Raw genomic sequence first — 21,313 nt, forward strand, 5'->3', positions numbered from 1 at the left:
TGATTTACCAAAATACAACCAACGGACATGGATGATTTTAGCATCAATCGTAGAGAGTTGATTAAAATGGGGCTTGCCGCGAGTGCCTTGGCAATGCTTCCCATAGGTTGTGTGGATTTGTCTGGGAATAAACCAGAACAATTCCTTAAACCCGTTGGTGATTCTGGTTTTCCAATCAATCCAAAATTAATCGGAGAACTGACGGAGAAGGAGTTTGATACTTTGGCTTCATTGATCAATTATGTAAACGAAGTCTGGCAATTGGGGTGTAACATGGAAGATTATCGTAATATTTTGAGACAGGATCTTCAATTGAAGACTACCATTGAACCAAGTTACCTATCGGAATACAGAAATGCCATTAGCTTAATTGATATGTTGATGAAAGCTAATAATAATCTGGTCGAAACATGGGCTACTTTGCTTTTTATCGAGTTTTCAGAACCCAATTTTGAAAGTACTCAACTTGGAAGGGCCAGAAAGTTTGTATTTGAAGAATTGATAAAACATTTTGTACCCATTTCGGGTTCTTTTAAATCGTTTGGATTATGGAATTACAATGGTTTTTTTGGAGGATCGTACCTGTCCGATGAAAGCTATAGAAAAATGAGGACGTCATGAAAAAAGTAATCATTATAGGTTCTGGCGTAGCTGGCACCATACTGGCACGAGAGCTTTTGTCCAAAGGAAGATACGAGATTGTTATGTTTGAGGCAGGACCAGGTTTTGAGCCGGGTAATAGACGTATATGGCTAGATCATATTACCAGCGAAAATAACATATACGACCCCTTTATTGATGAAGAAGGGTATGAAGTGGGCAATGAACATATGCCTGTAATTGGGGCTCGTCTTTTTATGAAAGGAGGCACGACCAACCATTGGGGAGGTCTAACCCCCCGTTTTAAGCCCGAAGATTTTCATTTGAAATCCAGAACCGGTTATGGATCCGATTGGCCAATATCATATGAGGATTTAGCACCGTACTATACCATGGCCGAAACTCTTTTGGGAATTACAGGAGATTCAGAAAACAACGACCCGCCACGCTTTGGGGATAGATTTCCCTTTGCCCCGGCACCTTTTACCGTAGGCGACAAAATGCTGATGGGAATATTGGAGGATATGGGCATTTCATATGGCCATGCAGCCTTGGCCCGAAATGCCAATAGGTGCGTCACCACGGGAACATGTGATTATTGCCCAATGAATGCCAGATATAATGCATTATATGATATATCACAACTGCAAAAGGAGCACAAGGATAAACTGACCCTCAAAACCGAATCACCGGTAGTAAAATTGGTCATGGACTCCAAGAAAAGGACTGCAGGGGTAGATTTTGTTGATTTAAAAAAACAAGAAAAAAAATTTGAGGAGGCTGATATCGTGGTAATTGCGAGCGGTACTATTGAATCGGCGAAACTTTTGTTGGTTTCCGCCAATACCGATTGGAAAAATGGTGTCGGAAACCATTCGGATCATTTGGGTAGGCACCTTATGGGGCATCCCGTGATGTTTGCGGCCGGTGTGAAAAAAGGAAATCCGGATATGTTTTATCCAGAACTGGGCTTTACTTCCTTGTTAAGTCGACATTTCGATTCCCCTCGATATCAACCGACAGGTAAGATGTGGTTTGCCCCACGTATTGGCGCCAACCTCCCTGTTGAAAGAGGGATTCTTTCAAATACATCACGTATAGATATCGAAAAAACACTGAAAGGCGGTATGGCAATTTCTGCAGGTGGTGAAATGGAAAGTTTTGAGGATCCTGTAAACCGTGTACAATTGGGAAGTGGAAAGAACAAACTGGGCTTGCCCACCACCAAATTGGATTTTATTGTTCCCGAGGTAAATATAAAGGCTAGGCAGGGGCATGTGGAGACCTTTAAAGACTTATTAAAACAAGCTGGTGTAGAGGAAGATAGCATCGAGTCCGAGACGATGGATCCCGATGGGGCGCATGCGTCCGGCACCTGCCGTATGAGCAAATCAGATACAGATGGTGTAGTTGACATCAACCTTCAAGTGCACGGTACGGATAACCTCTATGTCTGCTCTAATGCGGTTTTTCCAAGCATTGCAGCAGCAAATCCTACCCTTACGGTTTCAGCTCTTGCCGTACGTTTGGCAGAACATATTTTGGGAGAAACAACAAAAGGTGGTGCTTAGGAATGAATGAACACTATTAATACTAAAAAACGAGAATGAGACATATGAAAAAAACAAAACTCAGTTTATATCTAGGAATGGCACTCCTTATTTTTTTCGGGGTTTTTTGTAAAAATGACAAGAAGGGCGTAAAGGCCTCCGATGCCGAGGCAGTACTGGAACACCAAGATTCCTATAAAACCTATGTTATCGATACCACCGATAGCCATATTGCATGGGTAGGTTCCACGCCCGTTGACGGTCATAATGGAACAATCAAATTTTCCAGCGGAAAAATGGGTTTTGAAAATGGGATTCTAAAATCTGGAAGTTTTGAGATTGATATTAATTCCATTGCGGTTCTCGATTTGAAAGATTTAGAAGAGAACGGAGATTTGGTAGAGCACTTAAAGAACGAGGACTTTTTTGAGGTAGATAAATTTCCAAAAGGCCAGTTTGATATCGTTTCTGTATCGACGGACGGAAACGGAACTACCCTGAAAGGGAATTTGACCCTAAAAGAGGTTACAAAATCCATAACGTTTCCAGTTGACGTGCTTATTGAAGGAAATAAGGCCACCTTGACCAGCGCACCATTTTTTATAGATCGTACCGAATGGGGTATTATTTATGAATCCGGTACATTCTTTAAAGATTTAAAGGACGAATTCATAAAGGATGAGATAGAAATTACTTTGGATGTTAAAGGATTATTGAAATAAATGGGTTCCTGCGCCCCCTAAAGTTAAGGATGAATCAAATAAGGTTCCCTTTCGCGTATTTAGATTGACGACCAGGCGAGGTTGAATTTCATCATTACTAACATATTGTAAAACCTAATTCATTTAGACAAACCATATGCTAATATTTCCATTTTTGGTCTGGGTACGTTTTTTCCCAGAATAGCAGCTGCGACTTCAACGATTAAGGCATCTACCTAGCAGTGAATGGATAGAATGATCATTCGCAAGTGCTACTTCATTGTCCTGAAATGAATGAAAAAAAATAATTTTTTAAAATCATTAAAATGAAAGAAAAACATATTTCACGACTAGACTTCAAAAAATTTATACTGGCACTCTTTGTTTTAGGTATTGTAGAACTTCAAGCGCAAAAACCAATCGTAACCGATGAGTTTGATAGTTTTTTGGTGACCAAAAAAACCGAAGTGGGTGAAGTCATTGGAAAAATTGAATTAATAGAGCCAAACCCCAATCCGACTATCTGGTCTTTGGTCAAACCAGTGCCCGGTGGCGACCCCCGTAATTACTTAAAGGAAGGTCAATTGGATGCTACGAAGGTAGTGGAAATCGATTCCAAAACAGGAGAAATCAAACTTAAAAAGCAACCCTCTAAGAATCCTGCCCATTATTATGCAGAAGTCCGTGCCACAAATAAGGAAGGATTTATGGAGCAAGTGCTTATTATTATTGCCAAACCAGAGATGCCCAAACTGGAAAACGCACTGGACATCTTTACCCAGCGCAAAGAAGTTGGCGGCTTGATGTTCTATGCTACGGAAGCTGTTGATAAAGAAAAAATAGACTATGCGGCAAATGTGGCCAATGCACTTTTGTCAAAAGATAGGAAAAAAGGGGGTAAAATAGCTCAACATATAAAAAGGTCCAATTCTGCGATGGTTCTTTTCAAGACCTATGAAGAGCGAAACACTTCCATTGGGTTTTTTATGTATTGGGAAGAATTGGGCCTAAATGCACAGGATTTGGAGGATGAGGAAATTATACCGGATTATCTGCGATTGGGGGGACCTAGAAATATTCGCCGTGATGCCTCGGTTGAGGAGATTACCCATAAAATACATCGTGGTGGTATCATGAATGCATATCCAAAAATTCAGAGGCGTATAGAGGCTGCTACAAAAGTGGCCGTGGAACGCGGTTTTTACAATCCTCAAGATGGTCTTCCTCTTGAGGATTACCCAGATGAATATCTTGCTTTCGGGTTGGATATCTATTATGGGGTAATGGGGCATCGTTCTTTTGAAGGCAAAGCACTTACGCCAGATAACCTAAAGGAAATAGATCCGGAGTTGTATGATATCCTTCAATTCTTATTTCCGTCCAAAGAAGAATTTTTTGTAGAAATGGGCTGGACTCAAGAATAAAAAATGAAAAGGATTCTCCAAAATAGTGTATTCGTCCTTATGGCCCTGATATCCATGCAGTTGCCTATGTATGCCCAATCTAATTTGGAGGCAGTCCTATCCAAAATACATTACCGCAATGTAGGTCCGAGCAAACAAGGCGGGCGTGTAATGGACATTGCAGCTCCCGATCAGAAAAAGCAACCTTATACCTATTACGTGGCATTTTCTACCGGAGGGCTTCTCAAGACACGTGATAACTTCCTCACATTCGAACCTGTAACGGATGGCATTGACCTTATTTCAATTGGGGATGTGGCAGTATCATATTCGAACCCTGATGTTGTTTGGATCGGTACAGGAAACAACGCATATTATGGGAACGGCGTTTTTAAATCTACCGATGGTGGTAAAACCTGGGAGAATATGGGGCTTAGGGATTCTCATTATACTACACGTATAAGAATCCACCCCCAAGACCCTGATATCGTATATGTCGCTATGACCGGCTATGATTATTCCGATGATACGGGACGTGGGATATTTAAAACTACGAATGGGGGGAAAACATGGGAAAAATCCCTTGGTGCCATAAATGGTGACGACCATATTGGTGTGGCTGACCTAGTGATGCACCCCGGTGACCCCAATATCTTGTATGCATCAATTTGGGACAGACAAGGAGGTGAGGAAAGCTTAATATATAAAACCACGGATGGTGGCAAAAATTGGAAAAAAAAGTCCAAGGGCCTGCCAATAGGATTGATGGGAAAGATTGGTCTGGATATTTCGATGAGTAATCCCGAAACGCTTTATGCAGTCGCCATAGGAATTAGAAGAAACAAAGATAGTAATGGAGAGAATGCGGTCTTCCGTACGGACAACGGTGCAGAACTTTGGAGGCGTGTCAGTCCAAAGGAGGTTGAGATTAGGGGAGGTGCCCGTTTTGGTCAGCTACGGGTAGATCCCAACGATTTGGATCATGTGTATGTGATGAATACTGGTATCCAGATCTCGGATGATGGGGGAAGAACTTGGTATAAGGGGATACGCTTTGGTGGTGACAACCAAGCGATGTGGATTGATCCAGAAAACAGTGACCACATAGTCCTTGGGTATGATTACGGGGTTGCCGTATCTTATACGGGAGGGGAGACCTGGTACCATCCGGACAATATTCCCAATGGCCTGTTCTTTGACGTAAGCTATGATATGGATTTTCCCTACAACGTGTATGGAGGCACCCAGGATTTTGGTAGCTGGAAGGGTCCAAGTACCAAACGGGGTAGGTTCCCAATACGGATGGAGGACTGGCAGCACTTAAAGGGTGCTGATGGTGCATATGTCCAAGTGGATCCATCGGACAGCCGATGGCTTTATGTGGAATCTCAGAATGGAGATATTTCCCGTAATGACCAAAAGACCAGCGTACGGAAGAATATCCAGTATCGTAAGGAAGGCTTACGCTTTAATTTCGTTTCGCCCATTCTAATATCCCCCCATAACCCAAATATTATTTTTCATGCAGCCAATATGGTGCTTCGATCTTCGTACCGCGGAGAGGATTGGGAAGAAATAAGCCCGGACCTAACAAATTATCATGAAATAATAAAACCAAGAACCGAAGGAACCACTCAGGACGAGTACATGGACGGATATACCGTTAAACGGACAATTTCTACCTTAGACGAATCACCGATAGAACAAGGTGTAATCTGGGTTGGGACCGATGACGGGAACGTTCAATTAACTCGTGACAATGGTGGAACCTGGACCAAACTGAATGATAATATACCGGGGTTCACAGGGTATGTCGTTACACGTATTTTGGCATCGAACCATAAAAAAGGCACTGCCTATTTAACTGTGTCCGGCCTAAGGAACAGGTTTGACCTGAGACCTTATGTTTATAAGACCGCAGATTATGGGCAAACCTGGCAACCTATCTCTAATAATCTTCCCGATGACGAACCGGTTGACGTAATCGTAGAAGATTACAAAAACCCAGAATTACTTTTCGTTGGTACAACAAAGTCGGTCTATGTTTCTATTGACGGAGGGGATAATTGGAATCCACTGAGGAATAATATGCCCCGTGTCCCCATCCATGATCTGGAAATCCATCCCCGAGAGAGCGATTTGATTGTGGGTACTTTCGGAAGGAGCATATGGATAGCCGATATATCCCCTTTACAGGAACTTGTCCCCGAAGTCATGAAAAAAGAGGAGCACCTGTTCGATATCGAGCCACAGGTATTATGGATGCTTTCGGAACAGACCCAGGTTGGGGCAGCTATGCAGAATTTTAATGGGGAGAACGCACCCCATGGGATTGTGATTAACTATTATCTGAAGGACAAGGCGGAGGGAGATGTTATAGTCCAGATATTTCGCGGTGATTGGCTGATTAACGAATACTATGGAGGTACCGCCAAGGGGCTGAATACGGTGCAATGGTATCTTACTGAGCGCATTCCTAGGACAGAAGAAGAGAAGAAGGAGTTCGACAGATGGTTTGAGAGCGATGAAGAAGAGTTTTTTGATTATTACGATGGCCATGACCATTTTGGGGAGGCCGATATGGAAGTGAGCGTCTATGGACGTTCCCTGGAGATATGGATACATATCCTAAAGGAATGGAGGGAAAGAAGGTATAAGTATATAAGGGCCAGACCAGGTACATATACCGTGCAACTCTCAGTGAACGGAAAGAAACTAAGAAAAAATGCAATGGTCCTAAAGGATCATTGGTACGATAGAAACTATTAACAATAACGACATGAAAATTAAAGCAGTAATTGAAAAAGGAACCATGTTCTTACTGACATTGATACTAATCGCCAGTTCGGAACTAATGGCACAACAATCCAAACTACCTACTCAGCAAGAACTGGAGAAAATGGGAATAGAAGAATGGAAGAACCAGATTCGGAGAGAAAAGTTTGATATCATTCTTCCGAAAATCATGAAAAAACGTAAAGTTGATATGTGGATTCATGTGATGCGCGATGCAGTTGAAGACCCTTTCGGAGAAAAGGATCTGGGTTCTGCGTCCGGGGTGTTTGTCTTTACAGATCGTGGAAGTGATAGAATTGAGCGGGCGATTATTGGTCGTAGATGGGGTGGTTCGCAACGAGGATGGAGAAGTCATTTGGACAGTTCGCTTGAAAACTCCAAGGCCTTTGATATTATTGGTGAACCTGTTTTTGTGGTAGAACCCATTGCACAGCCCTTAACTGAGTATGATTTCAGATTCAAAGGGTTAAAAGAGTTTGTGGAAGAGCGCGATCCAAAGGTCATTGCCCTAAACTTTATGGATAAAATTGCCTCTTGGCCAACATCACAGGAGATTTATGACGGTATATCGCATACGGATTACCGATTGTTAACCAAGGAATTGGGTGAAAAATATTCTGATAGGATTATATCTTCTGAATACCTAATGATGGATTACCAAATCTCCCCAGTGCCCAGTGAGGTGAAAATGTTGAAAAAGATGCGGCAGGATGAACTGGTGGAAGTAGAGAAGATTTTTAAGGACATCATACCTGGGAAGACCAAGGTAAAGAACTATGGTCAAATTGGGGATTCAGACAACGATGAAGCCTATGTGGTTCCTTTTAGGCGTATGAGCACGGGGCTATCGCAAAGAGCCCGTAGCGAAGGTTGGGAAAATGCTGTCGTGGAAGGCGGAGACATTATAGCGGCCACTACCCAGGCAATTTTTGGCTATGTACTTCGAGAGGGCGAAACGGAGGCCCCACAGGAAATCAAAAAATTATGGGAAGCGTATAAAAAAATCGATCAAATATTTGCAGAGACCATAAGGGTGGGAAGAACACCTAGGGAGATTGTAAAGGATTATACGGAACGCTTCAAAAAAATAAATGTTGAAGTTGAAGATGATCAGATGCATATGATCCAGCCCAAAAACAATTATCCGGAATATGCAAAAAAGTATGGTCCGGAAAAAATCATAATCTCGGTGGATTGCCATGGAAAGGGAATGGGAGCTACCGCTGAGAAACATGATATTTATTTAGGTCCTAGGATTGGATCTTACGGCCCGGATTGGGTATTGGATGTTCCCCTTCAAGAAAACCATCATTTTGTTTTGGAGTACTTCTTCTATATGCCCTCGCCTGGGCCAAAAGATAAGGACCAATACCTATTTTTTTGGGATCATGAACAAGCTTTTGTCACTAAGGACGGGGTTGAGTATCTGGCACCACAGCAAGATGAGTTGATTCTGATCAAATAGCTTATTGCTACGCTGTAGCTCAATTTATTTTTATCGTAAACAAACACAATCCATGAAAAAAACAGTGTTTATTTTTGGGATTTTTCTACTCCCACTTGTTTTTGCTTGCAACCCAAAGCTTGAAAAAGAAGAGGAAACCTTAAAGAGTGTTACTGCTTATAACGATTTGGTGACCTTGTTGATGGAGTTTCGACAATTTAGAAATGTCCCGATTAACGGTGGTGTTCCAGACTATTCTTTAGGAGCGATGAAAAAGCAGCGGGAAGGGCTGGAGGAATTCCAAAAACGGTTGGATGCTTTCGATACAAGAGCATGGTCAGTTTCGCAAAGGGTAGATTATCAATTGGTACGGGCCGAAATGAACGGCTTGGAATTTCAGCATCGAGTCGTTCGACCCTGGGCCAGGGATCCCAGTTTTTACTTAATTACCCAGGGAGGAAGCGGACCTATCCGGGAAGGTGGATTTGGATGGGAACTGGATTTTCCAGTGGAACTGGACCAACTTGATGATTTCTCCGCAAAACTAAAAGGTGTCCCCCAGATTTTGGAACAGGCAAAACAGAACTTGACCGATGGGGCCGGGGATTTTGTAACGTTGGCATTGCAGCACTTATATGAGGAAGTGGATTTTTTTGAAGAAATGTCCCAAGAACTTTCCAAACATCATCCGGCCTTGGTTGAAGATGCAAATAAAGCAGGGGAAGCGGTTATTGCTTATGGAACGTGGTTAGAGGAGAACAAACAAAATATGTCAGCGCCAGCCGGCGTGGGCAAGGAAAACTACAGCTGGCTGATGAAAAATGTGTACTTATTTCCCTATAGTTGGAACGAAATACGGACCATCGTAGAATTAGAGGATAACCGGGTCATTGCATTTCAAAAACTAACGGAGAACAAGAATAGAGACGTACCCAGGATAAAGCCTGTTCAGTCAAAGGAAGAATACATGAGCAGCGTACGTGCATCCATCGACTATGTCATCCAATTTTTAAAAGACGAAGAGATTTTTACTGTTGAGGACTATATGACCGATGAAGGTTATTATGGTTCATGGCATGGTTTTGATAATCCCTGGCCTGAAAAACACGATTACTTTTTCAATTTCTCCCATAGAGAATCACTTATGGAGGAGACTCATGAAATGGTCGGTCATCATTTTGACTTTTTACGTGCGGAACGCGATCCTAATCCAATTAGAAGAGGTGAGGCGCCTTACAAAATTGGTACCGATAGAGTGGAAGGGTATGCATTTGCCTTGGAGGAACTCTTGGTGTATGCCGGTTATTTGGATGAACGTTCGCCCAGGGCAAAGGAAATTGCCTATGAACAGGCTGCTTTTAGAACCGTTAGGGCTTTGTCCGATGTATATATGCACAGTCAGGATTGGACTTTGGAAGATGCAGTGAACTATTGTGTGGCCAACGCCCCCCATGGCGAATTATTGAAGGACAGCCATCACTTATGGTACGAATTGGCTACAACTTTGCGCGGAACAGGTCACCATATGATTATGGTGGTTGGAAAAGTACAATTTATGAAATTAATTAGGGATCGAGCCAACCAACTGGGAGATGATTTTAACCTTAAAATCTTTATGGATGAGTTTCTGGAATCCGGATTGATACCTTTTGCATTAACGAGATGGGAAATGACCGGATATGATGATGAAATGAAAAAACTTTTGGAATAATTTTTATGCCTAATCCCATGAAAATAACTTCGACCTTATTTCCTTTCTATCGACTATTTTTTTTGCGTTTTGATCCTTCTGAGAAATCCTTACAGGATGCTGAAGGATCTTGTTTTTGACATAAGGAGGGCGACCAAGTATAAAGTAACGATGTATGGGTTCAAAGATGAGGTTGATTTGGGATTTTAGGGGATTGAAAGCATTACCGAGGGCCGAGAATTATAAAGGTACCCTAAATGAATTTCTTGTTCGCGAGAAATACAGTTATAAGCATATAGAAGTGAAGCAATATTCCATGTTTTATACGGTGGTGCAATTGGTGGTGGATATAGAGGATGTGGAGCATTTCAGGAAAATCTTGAAACCGGAAAGAGGAGAAGGAATAGAATAGTTTTTTTGAAGTAAATTTCATATATTTATTTAGGATGAAATGATGTGGCAAAAGCCACCCATATATTTTCCAACTTAAGGAAGAAAATAGGGAAAATAGATGGATTTCTTACGGAAAACCTCCGTATACCTTAATCAATATATGATTGGGTGTATGGAGGTTTTTTGTTTTCGCAACTCACGCTAAAAACGATAACAATATGAAGAATTTAAGTAGACTATGTGTCTTTTTAGTGATTCAGTGTTTATGGAGTCAAGATCAAGTCCTAACCGTACTGGATGCCAATAAGGATGGTGTGCTTGACCCTTATGAAGCCTTGGATGTACTGTTAACAATCCAAAAGAAGAGCAACGGGGAACTAACGTTTTCTTCCCTTGTTGAATTGGCGCAGCGAAAAAAACAAGCGGACGAACAGGAAGTGCTTGAAATGTTCGAGGGTTTTGAGCAAGATAATAATGGAAATGTTATCCTTTCCAAGTTAACCGGGGAAATGACCTCTTTTGCCAAAATGATGGATGATAACGAAGATGGTTTACTTTCTATGGCCGAAGCCTTCGCCTTTGATATGGAAGATGCGCTGTTGGCTGATGAGGAAGAAATCCAAGAACGTACGGAAGGCATTCTCAAAGAATACAAAGCCGTGAACGATGCTTTTAAGTTGGAGAGGGTTCCCAAAAGAAAAAGGGGTCGGTTTATGGAATATGATAAAAACAAAGATGCGGTAATAACAAAGGAAGAATTATTGAACTTTTTTATGGCGGATAATATTCCCGTCAAATTTAAAGTAAATGGAAAAACAGCCTATATGACCGGGGTTATAACCACAGCTTTGCCTGCAACGGTATTACGTCTTTTAAATGAACACCCTGAAGTAGACACCATCGAAATGTTGACCGTACCAGGATCCATAGATGATGAAGCAAATATCCGCGCTGCCTTCTACGTGAACAAAGCTGGGTTGACCACCAAATTAAATGCCAAGAGCACTGTGGCATCCGGAGGAACGGATTTTTTTATGGCCGGAAAAAAGCGAATTGTGGAGGAAGGCGCTTATTTGGGCGTGCATTCCTGGGGTGGAGGCCCAGTTCCCGCAACCGAAGTGCCAAAAGATGACCCGGTCCATGTAAAATATCTAGAGTTTTATGAAGCCGTAGGGGTTCCAACTTCATTTTACTGGTATACCCTTGAAGTGGCTCCGGCAGAAGGGATGCATAAAATGACTGCCGAAGAAATTGAAAAATACAAGGTACGTAAATCTGAATAAACATGAAAAGTAGAGTGCTCTTGTTAATGTTTACTATTGCTTTTTTCTGTCAATGCCAAAATGGCCTTGAAGAAGCATGGGCCATCAATGGGAACATTGTAAATGAAAGGAGTGAACAGGAAGAACTGGATTTAATAAAAGAAGGCGCAAGCACTTTCGAAAAGAACAGTTCTGGTTTTTGGGAGGCCACATTTGACCATGGTATAACCATGATTTATGTGCCTGAAGGTACCTTCACCATCGGGAACAATAAATTGGGGGGCGGCGCTGCCCCGGAACATGAAATGACTTTAAGCGCTTATTGGATATCCAAAACGCCAATAACATTGGGTCAGTTTAGGGCTTTTGTAAAAGAAACAGGCTATGTGACCCAGGTGGAAAAACCAGGGGATATGGGATCTTTCGTCTATGACTTTTCCATTCAAGGATTTAAACCCACGCCCGGTTTTTATTGGGACAATGCTTTTCATCAAGTGATGGAAAAATACCCGGAGATCACCATCAATGACCAGCATCCGGTGAACAGCCTAAGTTGGAACGATTGCATTGCCTTTACGGATTGGTTGGCCAAAAAAACAGGACTATCCTTTATACTTCCCACGGAGGCAGAATGGGAATATGCCGCACGGGGAACGGACGGTCGCATTTATCCATGGGGGAACGACGACCCTGATGGCACTCGGGCCAATTATGCAGATGAAACTTTTGACAAATACTTCCCCAATACCGGACAATCCATTGTGCATAATGGCGTGGATGATGGCTTTGCCATTACCTCCCCGGTTGGCAGTTTCCCTAATGGAAAATCACCCTTTGGAGCATTGGATATGGCAGGGAACCTTACCGAATGGGTGTTTGATTCGCACTATATATATACCGATTCGCTAAAGGTCAATCCCATCAATCCCGTTATGACCGATTTTAAAATTATGAAGGCCGGATTTTGGGCTGGATCAGCAGGAAGATATAATCTAGATCTGACGAACTTGAGTTTGGACATAATATTCGTTCAGATGCCAGACAAGGGGATGATCCCAACACCGAGGATGATCATTTGGGGTTTAGAATAACAATTTCATACACAGAAAGAAAATAATCATGATCAAGTATCCAAGGCAAATAATAGGAAAATATTCATTTTGGAGCCTATTACTTTATGCGGTATTGCTTGGTTGTATAGAAAAAAAGGAACTGCCGGATAACAGCTCGGATATCACCAAGGGTATTTATGAAAAGTCCGTTACATTTTATAAAAATGATAAGGGGTTTTGGGAAGCGGAATTATTGGATAAACATTTTGTGGTTCAAATACCTGCCGGGGAGTTTCAAATGGGTTCTGATCAAGGCGAAGCCAAGGAATTGCCCATACATGACGTGGTCTTGGATGAGTACTGGATGAGCAAATATTCGGTTACGGTAGCGCAATTCAGAAAGTTTGTTGAAGAAACAGGGTATGTGACCGATGCCGAAAAAGGTGAGGGTTGTTGGATAGAAGAGGGTGGAAGAATTCGATACGATGTAAGCTGGCGCAATCCCAATTTTGTTCAGGGAGCAGATCATCCGGCCATTTGTGTGAGTTGGAACGATGCCACCGCATATACCGAATGGCTGTCCAAAAAAACAGGACTTACCATTCAATTACCTACCGAGGTCCAATGGGAAAAGTCAGCCCGGGGCAACGACAAAAGACTATGGCCTTGGGGCAATGAACTTCCCGATGGGACCCAGGCCAATTTTGCGGAAAGCCAATACCTTGAGCGTTTTGGGGACTTTGGTCGCAATCCGAGTCCCAATATGAACGATGAGTATCCGCAAACATCCCCTGTGGATGCATTTCCAAAGGGACAATCCCCCTACGGGGTCTATGATATGGCTGGTAATGTGATCGATTGGCTTTATGATTGGTTCGATGCATCCTACTATTCCAATTCACCAACTCAAAATCCCATAGGTCCCTACCATAACCCCATCCGAAGAAAATTTGAAACAGAAAGAGGTTGGGGAGATAATTTGCAACGATCAATTCGAGGTGGAGCATGGACCGATGCTTCTGGTGAGTTAAGCTTGGAAGAAGGAGGTCATAGTGTTCGTGCTGATATGCGGGAACAAACCGACCAACATAGCAGTGATGATCATTTGGGTTTTCGTTTTGTTATTGTTGAAGGACATCGTTACGCTCCATATCGTGAGACACTTTTTTCAAGTGCACAAGCTGCGGTAATGGAATCGGTTGGTGATGCGCAAATCACCATCGACTACGATCGTTTGCTAACCGATGACGACAAGCCCGCCTTTGGTACACTTGTTCCGTATGGTAAACCTTGGAGTCCCGGTCAAGATGCAGCGACGGTACTCTCGGTGGACAATCCCATTCAAATTCATGGCAAAACAATCAATCCGGGGAGTTACAACCTGTATTTGATTCCGCAGCAAATCGATGCCGATATGAAACCGGGCAGTCATATGAAATGGAAGGTCATTTTTACACAACCGGCCACCCATCAACAAAAGGAATTTGAACCAGGGCAGGAAGTACTAAGATTTGAGACACGTGCACAACTGGAAGACAATTCCAAACAACATATGGAATTCTTTTTTGATGAAAATGAAAACGGAAGAATCATTCGGTTTTTATATGGTTTTGTAGAAGTGCACATTCCTATTTCTGAAGGATCATTTTCCAAGAGTGAGGAATCAAAAGCCATGGTTATGAATGCCATGGGTGAAACGGAAATTCAAGTCCATTACTATAGAACGGTAGCTGCGGAAAGAGAGATATATGGAACTGTGGTTCCCTACAACGAGCCATGGCCCGGAGCTGAACTCCCTACCACGATCGAGTTTGGCGAAGATGTTGTTTTTCAAGATAAGGCATTGCCTAAAGGGAAATACGGCTTGAGCATCATTCCAACAAAAGGAAAATTTTGGAAGCTTATCCTAACCGAAACAGCTCTCAATGAAGAAACAGAGGATTTTGAAACTTCTGAAATTTTTAACGAAGATATTGAAGTGTCACTTTCAGAATCAGGTGCCAACAGATTGGAATATTTCTTTGATTATTCTGGTGCGAATGAAAGAAATCTGGCGTTGACATGGGATAAAGCAACACTACAATTCAACATAAAGAAAAATTAAGACCATGACCAAAAACAAGTTTTGTGTATGTATGGCAGTGCTTTTCTTGATGGCATCCTGCAACACCCAAACCATAGATAGGGAAGGGGTAAATAATGCCACAAGAAATCAGAAAGAAGAGTTGGACTTTGTGCGTACCAAGGCGACCAAGTTTGAAAAAAACACTTCCAAACATTGGGAAGCCGAATTGGATAACGGAATCACCTTTATTTATGTGCCCGAAGGCTCTTTTACCATGGGAAACAACGCCAATGAAACGGCTTTACCCGAACATAAAGTCAACCTTAGCCACTATTGGATCAGCAAAACTCCGATCACCACAGGGCAGTTTAGGGAATTTGTGGAGGAAACGGGATATAAAACAGAAGTGCTGAACGAAGGCCATACCGGACCCTATGTTTATGATTTTGAAATAGAAGCGTTCAAGCCAAAATATGGCTATTATTGGGACAATGCATTCAAGGATATCTTGGCTCATTTTCCTGAAATCACCATAGATGATTCCCATCCTGTGAGTAGTATTTCTTGGAACGATGCTGTGGCCTATACCCAGTGGTTGTCCAAAAAAACAGCCTTGGAGATAAGTCTTCCCACCGAAGCGGAATGGGAATATGCCGCCAAGGGAACTGATGGCCGAATTTATCCTTGGGGCAATGAAATTCCAGACGGAACCCGGGCAAATTATGCCGATGAGACCATGCAGAAATTTTTTCCGAACCTGGAGCAGGCATTTACCCATTTTGGGGTGACCGATGGATATGCCATTACTTCTCCTGTAGGGAGCTTTCCAGCTGGTGCCTCTCCTGTTGGAGCCTTGGATATGGCCGGTAACCTTACCGAATGGGTCTATGATTCTGCCTATAAGCTGACCAAAGAACAAGCTGTTGAGGTTACCAATCCCATTAACACCATTAAAAATGGGGAAAATCAGGAAAAAGGCGGCCTTTGGTGCGGGTCAGCAGGGAGGGAAGGCCAAGACCCTGATGAAATAAAATACGGCCATAATGTTCGGACAGATACCCGACCCGCCGATGAAACCGATAGTGCCGATGACCATATGGGTTTTCGTATAGCAATATCCTACACCAAAAGAAATTAATGTAAAAAAACGAAACACATGAAAACTACATTTTTAACCACATGCTTTGTTGCGCTCATTTTCACTTCATGTGGGCCTCGCCCCGGAGGGTTGCCCGATTCCAAACCGTGCGATTTGTCCAACACCAAATCGACTGCCTCGGAAACCTATACGTTCAACAGCGATTTTGGAAGCTATTTTTCGCAAAGTACCCGGTGGGAATCGCACAGTGCCGATATACAAATAGTCAATGGAAAAGGACAGTTAACTGCAGATTCCGAAGATGTGTCCAATGCTTTGGAAGCATGGAAGCTGTACAAGGACCAAATGCCGTATGACAAGTCTTGGGAGTTTTCGGTTTGGGTGGATGTGCCCACCTATTGGAACAGCAATGGTGGGAAAGATGCCCAGGTGGGTATAGGTCTCTACGCAGGAAGACCCGTTGAAAATGGGGAGTCGCCGAAGGTGTACGAATGCAATTTGGCCGCGATAAATGGTGAGGTCAGGTTTGTACAGGCCCAGTTGATCAAAAACCGATTGGGGTATGATCCTGATGATGTCCAATTTAAGAAGTTGGATAAATCCAAGGCCAAAGCCAAACTCACCATTCAATATTGCGCTAACTATAATAGTCTAGGATTGTTTATCGACGATGAACAGGTTGGTAAAAGCAAATCCATAGGAAAAGGAGGAGTCGATGATTGGGAGTTGGACTCCAATGGCAAAATCGATGTGGGAATAATGGGCTTTGCGGAAAACACGGTCATTACCAACAATTCGCCCATTGTGGAAAAAGTAACGGTAACTGTTTATTAATATCAAAAGTAAATGGGGAACAAGATCATCTAAATATTTAGGTGTTAAAAAGTGAATTTGATAAACGAAAATTAAGAAAGGTATTTATGCAAAAGGGTTTTAATTCGATTCTATCATTGTTTATATCATGTTGTATGGGAGGATTGGCAATTATTCCTTCATGTGGAATAGCACAGACTATTTCTCCAGAGCTTTATGCTTCATTAGAATATCGCCACATTGGACCCGATGGAAACCGAATCATCGCAGTAGCCGGGCATTCTAAAGAGCCAGACCTTATTTACGTTGGGGCCGCCTCTGGTGGTATTTGGAAATCCACGGACAGCGGCTTAAAATGGGACCCTGTTTTTGACGATCAGGACGTTTCTTCAATTGGAGCTTTGGCCGTTGCGCCTTCAAATTCCGATGTTGTATGGGCTGGGACAGGAGAGACGAATATCCGAAGTAGCATATCAATTGGGAATGGTATTTACAAATCGACAGATGGCGGAGTTACCTGGGAAAAAATGGGATTGGAAAACACAGGACGAATAGGAAGAATTGTCATCCATCCCAAAGACCGAAATATAGTTCTTGTTGCCGCAATGGGACATTGTTATGGTCCCCAACAAGATAGAGGGGTGTTTAAAACCGTAGATGGCGGAAAAACATGGAATCGGGTATTGTTCACGGATGAAAACACCGGAGCCTCCGACATTGCCATGGATCCAAAGAATCCTTTGAATTTGGTCGCAGGAATGTGGCCTTTGGAAATAAAGACCTGGCAACGAAAAAGTGGAGGTGCCAACGGAGGAGTATTTGTTTCCAATGACGGGGGCGAAACCTGGAACAAAAGCACAAAAGGTCTTCCAGCAGGAAATGTAGGTAAAGTGGCAGTTGCTTATGCGCCAGGCAGTCCCAATAGAATATATGCCTTAATTGAAACTGATCAGTACGCATTTAAAGGCGTGTTGTGGGGGTCGGAAGACGGCGGCAAAACGTGGGACCTCATTAGCCATGATCAACAATACCATACCCGTCCGCATTACTATTCCAGATTGGCTGTGGCTCCTGACGACGAGAACGAAATATGGTTTTTGGCATCCAGAATGGTGGTTTCCTTGGATGGTGGTAAAACTGGTGACATTAGACCGGATGCAGGCTATGACGTACACGATATCTGGTTCGACCCTGAAAATTCCGATCGCATTCTTATCGCTTATGATGGTGGCATAAGAATTAGCCAAAATGATGGGAAGAGCTGGTATCATCCTGATTTACCTATAGCCCAAATGTATCATGTGGCCACAGATAAGCAAGTGCCCTACTTCGTATACGGAAATAGGCAGGATGGCAGGACCTATAGAATTCCAAGTCAAAGTATAGCAGGGCCCTTGAAAAAAGAACTTGGGGGCGGCGAGGTCGGCTTTGCCATCCCCGATAAATTCGACCAATCCATTGTGTGGTCTACCAACGAACAAGGCGTTCTGACCAAGCACAATCTTTCCAGCGGAATAACTACCAACGCGCAGGTATGGCCTGTAACTCCCGTGGGACAATCGCCAAGGGATATAAAATACAGATGGGTTTGGAGCCATCCTTTTATTCTTACCAACCATACCAAGAATACGCTGTACACTGGGAGTCAGTATGTGCACAAAACTGAAGATGGAGGGGAGACATGGACAATAATTAGTCCAGATCTTACCACCAACGATCCACAAATGCAGGTACATTCAGGTGGACTTACCTACGACAACGTTGGTGTGGATTATGGCACCACATTATATGCCTTGGCCGAATCCCCGATAAACAAGGATGTACTTTGGGCGGGAAGCAATGATGGTTTGATCCATGTGACTCGAAATGGGGGCAAAAGCTGGGAACAGGTAAGTAAGCATATCAGCAACCTTCCACCCCTAGGGACCATTACCAGTATTGATGCATCAAAATTCTCAGAAGGAAAAGCCTTTGTGACCATAGATTTTCATCAGGTCAATAACCGGGACCCTTTCGTTTATATGACCAAGGATTTTGGCAAAACCTGGACCAAAATCGTTAACGGGGTTGCGGTAAATACTTTTAGCTATGCGCAGATTATACGGGAGGATCCTTTGCGCAAAGGAATGCTCTATCTGGGAACGGAAAATGCGATTTATTTCAGTTTGGATGATGGTGCCCATTGGCATCCATTGAAAAACAATCTGCCACCGGCTCCAGTACGTTGGTTGGATATTCAAGAGGACTACGGCGATCTTGTATTGTCTACCTATGGCCGAGGCTATTGGATTATGGACGATTTATCACCCCTTCGCCAGATCAACGATGGAGTGCTCCAATCTAATTTTCACTTTTTTAAACCACGACCCACATTTCGCCTAAAAAGAGAAGTACAAGCCGAATCATCTTTAGGAGAGTATTTTGAAGATCCTGAGGAAGGAGCGGCCATAAATTATTATCTTAAAGAGGGCATTTCAGAAGATATTAAGATTAAGGTGTTAGACAAAGACGGGTCTGTTGTCCAGGAACTTGAAGGGACCAATGCTCCAGGAATCAATAGGGTATTTTGGGATCTACGGCATAAAAGTTCGCCCGAAGTCAAATTAAGAACATTGCCATTGGGGTATCCCGAGGTAGCTAATTTGCCCAAAGGCCTACGCTTTAATAAAGAAGGATGGCGCAGGCTTATTGTGGAAGGCACTGGACCTGATGGTCCCATGGTTGCCCCAGGGCAATATACCTTGAGTATAAGCATAGGCAATGACGAATATACACAACCCCTGGAAGTGCTGATGGATCCCAAATCGAAGGCATCCTCGGAAGATGTCCTCAAACAAGTGAACCTTGCTTTAAAAGTACGGGATTTGGCAACAGAACTTGTTACTACCGGAAATGCTATAGAATGGATACGAAAGCAGCTCAATGATCTAAAAACCACAAAAGGTGTGACGGATGGATTGATCAAAAGAAGTAAAAAACTGGACCAAAAACTGATTGATATTGAGCAAAACCTGTTTATCCTAAGAACTACCGGTGCCTCTGAAAACGGCCTGCGATTTCCGCAACGGCTTTTTTCACATATCAAAATGCTTGGATATTATGTGTCTCAAGGCGATGCGTCCCCAACGGCTTCCAAATATGAGGCGTACACAGACCTCTTAAAAAAATGGGAGGGCCATAAAGCTGCATACGAACTGCTCCTTGAAAACGAACTGGCTGATTTAAACAGAATGCTTGAAAAAAAGGGTGTGGATACGATAAAGGTCAATGCTCAGTAGTGGAGTTTTCACAAACGGTAATCACTAACATAAGATGATAATATGAAATTGATTAGAAATATCCTTTTACTGCTATTTATGGTGATGTTTCAATGTTGTAAACAGTCCAATCAAAAGGCAAAAACTGGAACCGATATGTCGCATGATAATGAAAGTCAAGATAGTTTTGAACTGGTAAAATCCAAGGCCATTGCTTTTTCCAAAAATGATCAGGGCCATTGGGAAGCGACTTTCGATCATGGTATTGTAATGATCCATGTACCCAAGGGAAGTTTTACCATGGGCAATGATAAGCTAACGGACGAGGCCGTGCCCGAATTCAACTCGTTTGAAGCAGCCCCACAGCATAAGGTAGCGCTGGAGGGTTACTGGATCGGCAAGACTCCAATTGTTTACGAACAGTTCAAGGCTTTTGTAAAGGAAACCCAATATGTAACCCAAGTTGAGGAAGAAGGGCATACCGGGCCATGGGTATATGAACTTAAAATTAGGGCCTTTGAAACTAAGTTTGGCCACAATTGGAAAAATGCCTTTCAAGATAATGTAATCGCCAAGTTTCCAGAAATCAAATATAATGGGCAACATCCCGTGGTCAATGTTACCTGGTTTGATGCCATGGCCTTCGCCGAATGGTTGTCTAAAAAGACCGGGATTGAGTTTACACTGCCCACCGAAGCGGAATGGGAATACGCCGCCCGTGGCGATGACTTTAGAACCTATCCTTGGGGCAACGAAATTCCTGATGGTACTCGGGCCAATTACGCCGACGATACCTTCAATACCTATTTCTCGGGTACAGGAGAGGCTTTGGTGCATTTCGGCATTGATGATGGGCATGCGATCACGTCCCCGGTTGGGAAATTCCCAAAAGGAATGTCACCTGTGGGGGCATTGGATATGGTTGGAAATGTACGCCAATGGGTATATGATTCCAACTATAGTTATGATAAGGAGGACAAAGACAACCCAATCCATTTGGCGGATAACAACATTAAATTGATGAAAGGTGGACTATGGTCCGCTTCAGCGGGAAGATTTGGTTCCGAGCCCGATGAAATTGCCATGGGCCACAATATTCGGGTAGACGCACGCCAAGGATTTGAACCCGATAGTGCCGATGATCATTCCGGATTTAGATTGGCCATATCCAATACGAAAAGGAAATAA

Annotated in this window: 15 protein-coding genes; all 15 read left to right on the forward strand. The window is 42.9% G+C overall.

Annotation, left to right across the window (positions count from 1 at the left end; all coding sequences use genetic code 11):
* Positions 1-27 precede the first annotated feature (27 nt).
* On the forward strand, positions 28-621 hold the full coding sequence (locus Q0993_RS17285) for a hypothetical protein (RefSeq protein ID WP_299535441.1): 594 nt from the start codon (positions 28-30) through the stop codon (positions 619-621).
* Complete coding sequence (locus Q0993_RS17290; RefSeq protein ID WP_299535443.1) at positions 618-2,171, forward strand: GMC oxidoreductase; 1,554 nt, start codon at positions 618-620, stop codon at positions 2,169-2,171. The genes Q0993_RS17285 and Q0993_RS17290 overlap by 4 nt, the downstream gene beginning before the upstream one ends.
* A 44-nt stretch (positions 2,172-2,215) precedes the next feature.
* Positions 2,216-2,872 carry a YceI family protein gene (locus Q0993_RS17295; protein WP_299535445.1) on the forward strand — a complete coding sequence of 219 codons (657 nt, stop codon included), beginning with the start codon at positions 2,216-2,218 and terminating at the stop codon, positions 2,870-2,872.
* Between the two features lie 305 nt (positions 2,873-3,177).
* Complete coding sequence (locus tag Q0993_RS17300) at positions 3,178-4,275, forward strand: hypothetical protein (RefSeq protein WP_299535448.1); 1,098 nt, start codon at positions 3,178-3,180, stop codon at positions 4,273-4,275.
* Positions 4,276-4,278: 3 nt separating this feature from the next.
* Complete coding sequence (locus Q0993_RS17305) at positions 4,279-7,023, forward strand: hypothetical protein (RefSeq protein WP_299535450.1); 2,745 nt, start codon at positions 4,279-4,281, stop codon at positions 7,021-7,023.
* 10 nt (positions 7,024-7,033) lie between these two features.
* Positions 7,034-8,515: a hypothetical protein gene (locus Q0993_RS17310; protein WP_299535452.1), complete on the forward strand. Its 1,482-nt coding sequence runs from the start codon at positions 7,034-7,036 to the stop codon at positions 8,513-8,515.
* Between the two features lie 52 nt (positions 8,516-8,567).
* Positions 8,568-10,205 carry a DUF885 family protein gene (locus tag Q0993_RS17315; RefSeq protein WP_299535454.1) on the forward strand — a complete coding sequence of 546 codons (1,638 nt, stop codon included), beginning with the start codon at positions 8,568-8,570 and terminating at the stop codon, positions 10,203-10,205.
* Positions 10,206-10,359: 154 nt separating this feature from the next.
* Entirely contained in the window at positions 10,360-10,596 is a 237-nt protein-coding gene (locus Q0993_RS17320; RefSeq protein ID WP_299535457.1) for a hypothetical protein, read from the forward strand.
* Between the two features lie 199 nt (positions 10,597-10,795).
* Complete coding sequence (locus Q0993_RS17325) at positions 10,796-11,860, forward strand: hypothetical protein (protein ID WP_299535459.1); 1,065 nt, start codon at positions 10,796-10,798, stop codon at positions 11,858-11,860.
* 2 nt (positions 11,861-11,862) lie between these two features.
* Positions 11,863-12,930, forward strand: coding sequence for an SUMF1/EgtB/PvdO family nonheme iron enzyme (locus tag Q0993_RS17330; protein WP_299535461.1), 1,068 nt, complete (start codon positions 11,863-11,865; stop codon positions 12,928-12,930).
* A gap of 28 nt (positions 12,931-12,958) precedes the next feature.
* On the forward strand, positions 12,959-14,995 hold the full coding sequence (locus Q0993_RS17335) for an SUMF1/EgtB/PvdO family nonheme iron enzyme (protein ID WP_299535463.1): 2,037 nt from the start codon (positions 12,959-12,961) through the stop codon (positions 14,993-14,995).
* A 4-nt stretch (positions 14,996-14,999) separates the two neighbouring features.
* Positions 15,000-16,094 carry an SUMF1/EgtB/PvdO family nonheme iron enzyme gene (locus tag Q0993_RS17340; protein ID WP_299535465.1) on the forward strand — a complete coding sequence of 365 codons (1,095 nt, stop codon included), beginning with the start codon at positions 15,000-15,002 and terminating at the stop codon, positions 16,092-16,094.
* 18 nt (positions 16,095-16,112) lie between these two features.
* On the forward strand, positions 16,113-16,889 hold the full coding sequence (locus Q0993_RS17345) for a hypothetical protein (protein ID WP_299535468.1): 777 nt from the start codon (positions 16,113-16,115) through the stop codon (positions 16,887-16,889).
* Positions 16,890-17,023: 134 nt separating this feature from the next.
* Positions 17,024-20,146, forward strand: a complete 3,123-nt coding sequence (locus Q0993_RS17350) for a glycosyl hydrolase (RefSeq protein ID WP_299535471.1) — start codon at positions 17,024-17,026, stop codon at positions 20,144-20,146.
* Positions 20,147-20,188: 42 nt separating this feature from the next.
* Complete coding sequence (locus Q0993_RS17355; RefSeq protein ID WP_299535473.1) at positions 20,189-21,313, forward strand: SUMF1/EgtB/PvdO family nonheme iron enzyme; 1,125 nt, start codon at positions 20,189-20,191, stop codon at positions 21,311-21,313.

This window comes from Ulvibacterium sp. (assembly GCF_028285715.1).
Lineage (GTDB): Bacteria > Bacteroidota > Bacteroidia > Flavobacteriales > Flavobacteriaceae > Ulvibacterium.

Coding starts and splice junctions, on each gene's coding strand:
- Q0993_RS17300 (WP_299535448.1), top strand. CDS start 3,178: ATGAAAGAAAAACATATTTCACGACTAGACTTCAAAAAATTTATACTG.
- Q0993_RS17305 (WP_299535450.1), top strand. CDS start 4,279: ATGAAAAGGATTCTCCAAAATAGTGTATTCGTCCTTATGGCCCTGATA.
- Q0993_RS17290 (WP_299535443.1), top strand. CDS start 618: ATGAAAAAAGTAATCATTATAGGTTCTGGCGTAGCTGGCACCATACTG.
- Q0993_RS17295 (WP_299535445.1), top strand. CDS start 2,216: ATGAAAAAAACAAAACTCAGTTTATATCTAGGAATGGCACTCCTTATT.
- Q0993_RS17340 (WP_299535465.1), top strand. CDS start 15,000: ATGACCAAAAACAAGTTTTGTGTATGTATGGCAGTGCTTTTCTTGATG.
- Q0993_RS17320 (WP_299535457.1), top strand. CDS start 10,360: ATGGGTTCAAAGATGAGGTTGATTTGGGATTTTAGGGGATTGAAAGCA.
- Q0993_RS17310 (WP_299535452.1), top strand. CDS start 7,034: ATGAAAATTAAAGCAGTAATTGAAAAAGGAACCATGTTCTTACTGACA.
- Q0993_RS17330 (WP_299535461.1), top strand. CDS start 11,863: ATGAAAAGTAGAGTGCTCTTGTTAATGTTTACTATTGCTTTTTTCTGT.
- Q0993_RS17345 (WP_299535468.1), top strand. CDS start 16,113: ATGAAAACTACATTTTTAACCACATGCTTTGTTGCGCTCATTTTCACT.
- Q0993_RS17355 (WP_299535473.1), top strand. CDS start 20,189: ATGAAATTGATTAGAAATATCCTTTTACTGCTATTTATGGTGATGTTT.
- Q0993_RS17285 (WP_299535441.1), top strand. CDS start 28: ATGGATGATTTTAGCATCAATCGTAGAGAGTTGATTAAAATGGGGCTT.
- Q0993_RS17325 (WP_299535459.1), top strand. CDS start 10,796: ATGAAGAATTTAAGTAGACTATGTGTCTTTTTAGTGATTCAGTGTTTA.
- Q0993_RS17315 (WP_299535454.1), top strand. CDS start 8,568: ATGAAAAAAACAGTGTTTATTTTTGGGATTTTTCTACTCCCACTTGTT.
- Q0993_RS17335 (WP_299535463.1), top strand. CDS start 12,959: ATGATCAAGTATCCAAGGCAAATAATAGGAAAATATTCATTTTGGAGC.
- Q0993_RS17350 (WP_299535471.1), top strand. CDS start 17,024: ATGGGAGGATTGGCAATTATTCCTTCATGTGGAATAGCACAGACTATT.